The following is a 4,931-nucleotide window of genomic DNA, read 5'->3' as shown; positions in this document are numbered from 1 at the left end:
CCGCCCGCGTCTTAGTCTTCACGGCGCAGGTGCGGGAAGAGGATGACGTCGCGGATGCTGGGGCTGTCGGTCAGCAGCATGACCAGGCGGTCGATGCCGATGCCGCAGCCGCCCGTCGGGGGCATGCCGTATTCCAGCGCGCGGATGTAGTCGGCGTCGTAGTACATCGCTTCCTCGTCGCCGGCATCCTTGGCCTCGACCTGCGAGCGGAAACGCTCGGCCTGGTCTTCGGGGTCGTTCAGCTCGGAGAAGCCGTTGGCGATCTCGCGGCCCGTCATGAACAGCTCGAAGCGCTCGGTGATGCCTTCGCGGCTGTCGGAGGCGCGCGCCAGCGGCGACACTTCGACCGGGTAGTCGATGATGTACGTGGGGTTCCACAGCTTGGCTTCGGCGGTCTCTTCGAACAGCGCCAGCTGCAGCGCGCCCAGGCCGGCGCGCGACAGCACCGGGCCGTCGGCGTCGGCGCCCAGCTTCTTGAGCTCGGCGCGCACGAAGGCCGGGTCGTCCAGTTGCGCCTGGGTGTAGCCCGGGGCGTACTTGAGGATGGCTTCGCAGATGGTCAGGCGGTCGAACGGCTTGGACAGATCCAGCTCGCGTTCCTGGTAGGTCAGCACGGCGCTGCCGGTGGCCGAGATGGCGGCCTGGCGGATCAGTTCCTCGGTGAAGTCCATCAGCCAGCGGTAGTCCGCGAAGGCCGCGTAGAACTCCATCATCGTGAATTCCGGATTGTGGCGCGGGCTCACGCCTTCATTGCGGAAGTTGCGGTTGACCTCGAACACGCGTTCGAAGCCGCCGACGATGAGGCGCTTGAGGTAGAGCTCGGGCGCGATGCGCAGGAACATTTCCATGTCCAGCGCGTTGTGGTGCGTGACGAAGGGCTTGGCCGCCGCGCCGCCCGGGATCGGGTGCAGCATGGGCGTTTCGACTTCGAGGAAGCCGGCGTTCAGCATGAACTGGCGGATGCTGCCCACGGCCTTGCTGCGCGCCTCGAAGGTGCGGCGCGTGGCGTCGGTCATGATGAGGTCGACGTAGCGCTGGCGGTAGCGCAGCTCCTGGTCGGCCACGCCGTGGAACTTGTCCGGCAGCGGGCGCAGCGACTTGGACAGCAGGCGCGCCGTGGCGGCGTGCACCGACAGCTCGCCCTTGTTGGTCTTGAAGACCGACCCTTCGATCGCGATGATGTCGCCGATATCCCATTGCTTGAACGCGGCGTAGCTGTCTTCGCCGAGCGTGCCGCGGTCCAGGTAGATCTGGATGCGGCCGGTGCTGTCCTGCAGCGTGGCGAAGCTGGCCTTGCCCATGACGCGCTTGAGCATCATGCGGCCGGCGACCTTGACGGTGACGGGCGCGGCGGCCAGGGCTTCCTGCTCCTGGTCGTCGTACTTGTCGTGCAGGGCGGCGGCGCGGGCGTCGGGGACGAAATCGTTGGGATACGCGACCCCGGTCTCGCGCAGTTTGGCCAGCTTGGCGCGCCGTTCGGCGATCAAGCGGTTTTCATCCTGGGCGGGGGCCGGAGCGGTCGTGTGGTCGGTCATGGTCGGGGGATCAGTCGTAATTGCGGATGTCGTCGATTTCAGTCGTGCCGAAATCGTCGCGATCCAGGTAGGCGAGGATGCGGGAGGCCACGTTGGCGGGCGAGGACAGCTTGCCGGTGGCGTGGAAGTCCTGGAACTTGGCCAGCGCCGGGAAGCTCTTGGGATCGCTGGAACGGATGGCGGCCTGCATGTCGGTGTCGACGATGCCGGGCGCCAGCGAGACGACGCGCGCGCCGTCCTCGCCCTGTTCCTGCTTGACCACGCGCGAGTACATGTCGAGCGCGGCCTTGGTGGCGCAATACACGCCCCAGCCGGCGTTGGGATTGCGGCCGGCGCCGGACGAGATGTTGAGCACGCGGCGGTCCGCCTTGAGGTCTTCGACCGCGGCCAGGAAGCGCGCGGTCAGCAGCATCACGGCCGTCACGTTCAGGTTGAAGGCGGCGGCAATCGCCGGGCCGTCGATCAGCGCGTCGGTGCCGGACACGGGGTGCACGGTGCCGGCGTTGTTGATCAGCAGGTAGCGGCCGGCGTCGCGCGGCAGCGCGTCGCAGATGCGGCGCGCGGCCGCTTCCGCCGCGGCCAGGTCCGAGAGGTCCACGGACAGCTGCTCCAGCTGCGCGTCCTGCGAGCGGGCGTAGGCGGCCAGCTCGGGGTCTTCGCGGCGCGCCAGGGTGATCAGGCGGGTGCCCGGTTTGGCCAGGCCGCGCGCCATGGCGGCGCCGATGCCGCGCGAAGCGCCGGTGAGAATTGCGATGGTGTCAGACATGCGTGAACCCTCGGGGTACGGTGGACGGAAGTATCGCGGAACTTACACGCCTTGCTTGAGGCTGGCCTGGATGAAGGGATCCAGGTCGCCGTCCAGCACTTTCTGCGTGTTGGAGATTTCGACGTTGGTGCGCAGGTCCTTGATGCGGCTCTGGTCCAGCACGTACGAGCGGATCTGGTGGCCCCAACCCACGTCGGTCTTGGAGTCTTCCAGCTTCTGCTGCTCGGCCATGCGGTTGCGCATTTCCAGTTCGTACAGCTTGGACTTGAGCATCTGCATCGCTTCGGCGCGGTTGCGGTGCTGCGAGCGGTCGTTCTGGCACTGCACCACGATCCCGGTCGGGATGTGCGTCAGGCGCACGGCCGAGTCGGTCTTGTTGATGTGCTGGCCGCCCGCGCCCGAGGCGCGGTAGGTGTCCACGCGCAGGTCGGCCGGATTCACTTCGACTTCGAAGGAATCGTCGACCTCGGGGTAGACGAACACGCTGGCGAACGAGGTGTGGCGGCCGCCCGACGAGTCGAACGGGCTCTTGCGCACCAGGCGGTGCACGCCGGTTTCCGTGCGCAGGTAGCCGAAGGCGTACTCGCCCTCGAGCTTGATGGTGGCGGACTTGATGCCGGCCACTTCGCCCTCGGATTCTTCCAGCACTTCGGCCTTGAAGCCCTTGCGCTCGGCGTACTTGAGGTACTGGCGCAGCAGCATCGAGGCCCAGTCCTGCGCTTCCGTGCCGCCCGCGCCTGCCTGGATGTCCAGGAAGCAGTTCAGGGGATCGGCCGGGTTCGAGAACATGCGGCGGAATTCGAGGCCTTCCAGCTTTTCCTGGAAGCCGTTGGCGTCCAGTTCGATGGATTCGAGCGTGGCGTCATCGTCGTCGGCGGCGGCCAGTTCGAACAGTTCGTTCGAGTCGGCCAGGCCCGTGCCGAGCGCGGTGAGGGTCTCTACCACCTCTTCGAGGGATTTCTTTTCACGGCCCAGGTCCTGGGCGTGCTTGGGGTCATTCCAGACGGCCGGGTCTTCGAGCTCGGCGTTTACGACCTGCAGGCGTTCGGTTTTGGCATCGTAGTCAAAGATACCTCCGTAGAGCCTGTTCGCGCTCCGCGTAGTCGGCGAGGCGGGCTGCGAGCTGGTTCTGACGTTCGGCTTCCATGATGATTCCTGATGACTTTTGTGCGAAACCGGGCATTTTACCGTGTAAGCCGCCGTCCCGTGGGACGCGCCGGTACACAGGGGGACGGATGAAGCAGAAAACCCGTCCGGACAAGGTTCCGCCCGATTCCGCCGGTTCGTTCTAGGGGTTTGCGCGCAGAGGGCATAGTTGTTCAGTTTTTTGTCAACTACGGGGTTCTAGGCTTGGTCTGCCGGCCCATATGTCCCCGCTGGGGGCGCGGGACCGGACAAGCTGCCGGTCCATGACCGGCCTATCCCGTCAGAGGAGGAGACATTGATGGAACACACTATGGCCCCCGGGGTCTCGCCGGCGATCCCGGCGGCTGAGGAGGACCGGATCTATCGCAAGGTGGGGTGGCGGCTGGTGCCGCTGTTGGTCGTCTGCTATGTCGTGGCCTACCTGGACCGCGTCAACGTGGGCTTCGCCAAACTGCAGATGCTGCAGGAACTCCAGTTCAGCGAGACGGTGTACGGATTGGGCGCGGGGATATTCTTCATCGGCTATTTCCTGTTCGAGATCCCCAGCAACATCATTCTCCACAAAGTCGGCGCGCGCGTCTGGATCGCGCGGATCATGATCACCTGGGGCATCATCTCGGCGTGCATGATGTTCGTGACCAGCGTGCACATGTTCTATTTCCTGCGCTTCCTGCTGGGCGCGGCCGAGGCCGGGTTCTTCCCGGGCATCATCCTCTACCTGACGTACTGGTATCCCGCCGCCCGGCGCGGACGCATCACCACCTTCTTCATGACGGCGGTGCCGATGTCCGGCCTGATCGGCGGCCCGATCTCGGGCTGGATCATGAGCACCTTCCACGGCGACCACGGCCTGTCGGGCTGGCAGTGGCTGTTCCTGCTCGAAGGCATCCCGTCGGTCATCATCGGCGTGCTGGTGCTGATCTACCTGGACGACCGCATCAACAAGGCCAAGTGGCTGACCGCCAATGAAAAGGCGGTGCTGATCCGCAATATCGCGGCCGAGGAACAGCACAAGGAAGACCCGCCAATCCGCGCCGCGCTGACGCGTCCGCGCGTGTGGGCGATGGCGCTGATCTACTTCTCGTTCGTGATGGGGCTGTACGGCGTGGGGTTCTGGATGCCGACGCTGATCAAGAGCACGGGCGTGCAAAGCCCGCTGGCGATCGGCCTGCTGACCGCCGTGCCCAACCTGTTCGCGGTGATCGGCATGATCCTGATCGCGCGCAACTCCGACCGCAACCGCGAGCGCCGCTGGCACGTGGCCATCCCGGCGCTGTGCGGCGCGGTGGGGCTGCTGTTCTCGGCGATCTGGAGCGGCAACACGGTGCTGGCCATCCTGGCGCTGACGGTGGCCAACATCGGCATCTGCACGGTGCTGCCGCTGTTCTGGAGCCTGCCGACCGCGCTGCTGGGCGGCACGGCCGCCGCCGCCGGGATCGCGCTGATCAACTCGGTGGGCAACCTGGCGGGCTTCGTCAGTCCCT

Annotated in this window: 4 protein-coding genes; 1 reads left to right on the top strand and 3 read right to left on the bottom strand. The window is 66.0% G+C overall.

The genetic code is table 11. From position 1 onward, the window contains the following. Nucleotides 1-11: 11 nt before the first annotated feature. The 3 genes from lysS to prfB all read right to left on the bottom strand — a co-directional run bounded on the left by lysS (nucleotide 12) and on the right by prfB (nucleotide 3,448). On the bottom strand, nucleotides 12-1,535 hold the full coding sequence (gene lysS / locus AOZ53_RS05420) for a lysine--tRNA ligase (RefSeq protein WP_054429917.1): 1,524 nt from the start codon (nucleotides 1,533-1,535) through the stop codon (nucleotides 12-14). Nucleotides 1,536-1,545: 10 nt separating this feature from the next. Further along, nucleotides 1,546-2,301 carry an SDR family oxidoreductase gene (locus tag AOZ53_RS05415; RefSeq protein ID WP_054478509.1) on the bottom strand — a complete coding sequence of 252 codons (756 nt, stop codon included), beginning with the start codon at nucleotides 2,299-2,301 and terminating at the stop codon, nucleotides 1,546-1,548. Nucleotides 2,302-2,343: 42 nt separating this feature from the next. Next, a protein-coding gene (prfB, locus tag AOZ53_RS05410) for a peptide chain release factor 2 (protein WP_156333266.1) occupies nucleotides 2,344-3,448 on the bottom strand; the annotation gives its coding sequence in 2 pieces (ribosomal slippage) (nucleotides 2,344-3,366 and nucleotides 3,368-3,448; 1,104 coding nt in all). A gap of 297 nt (nucleotides 3,449-3,745) precedes the next feature. On the opposite strand from prfB, the gene AOZ53_RS05405 reads away from it, so the two are divergent. Beyond that, nucleotides 3,746-4,931 (top strand): MFS transporter (locus AOZ53_RS05405; protein ID WP_054487145.1); only part of this gene is annotated, 1,186 nt, incomplete at its 3' end.

Origin of the sequence: Achromobacter sp. 2789STDY5608621, assembly GCF_001299375.1 — a bacterium.
GTDB classification, from domain to species: Bacteria; Pseudomonadota; Gammaproteobacteria; order Burkholderiales; family Burkholderiaceae_B; genus Achromobacter; species Achromobacter insuavis.
The sequence above is the reverse complement of the archived record's forward strand: the minus strand, read 5'-3'. Positions and strand labels throughout refer to the sequence as shown.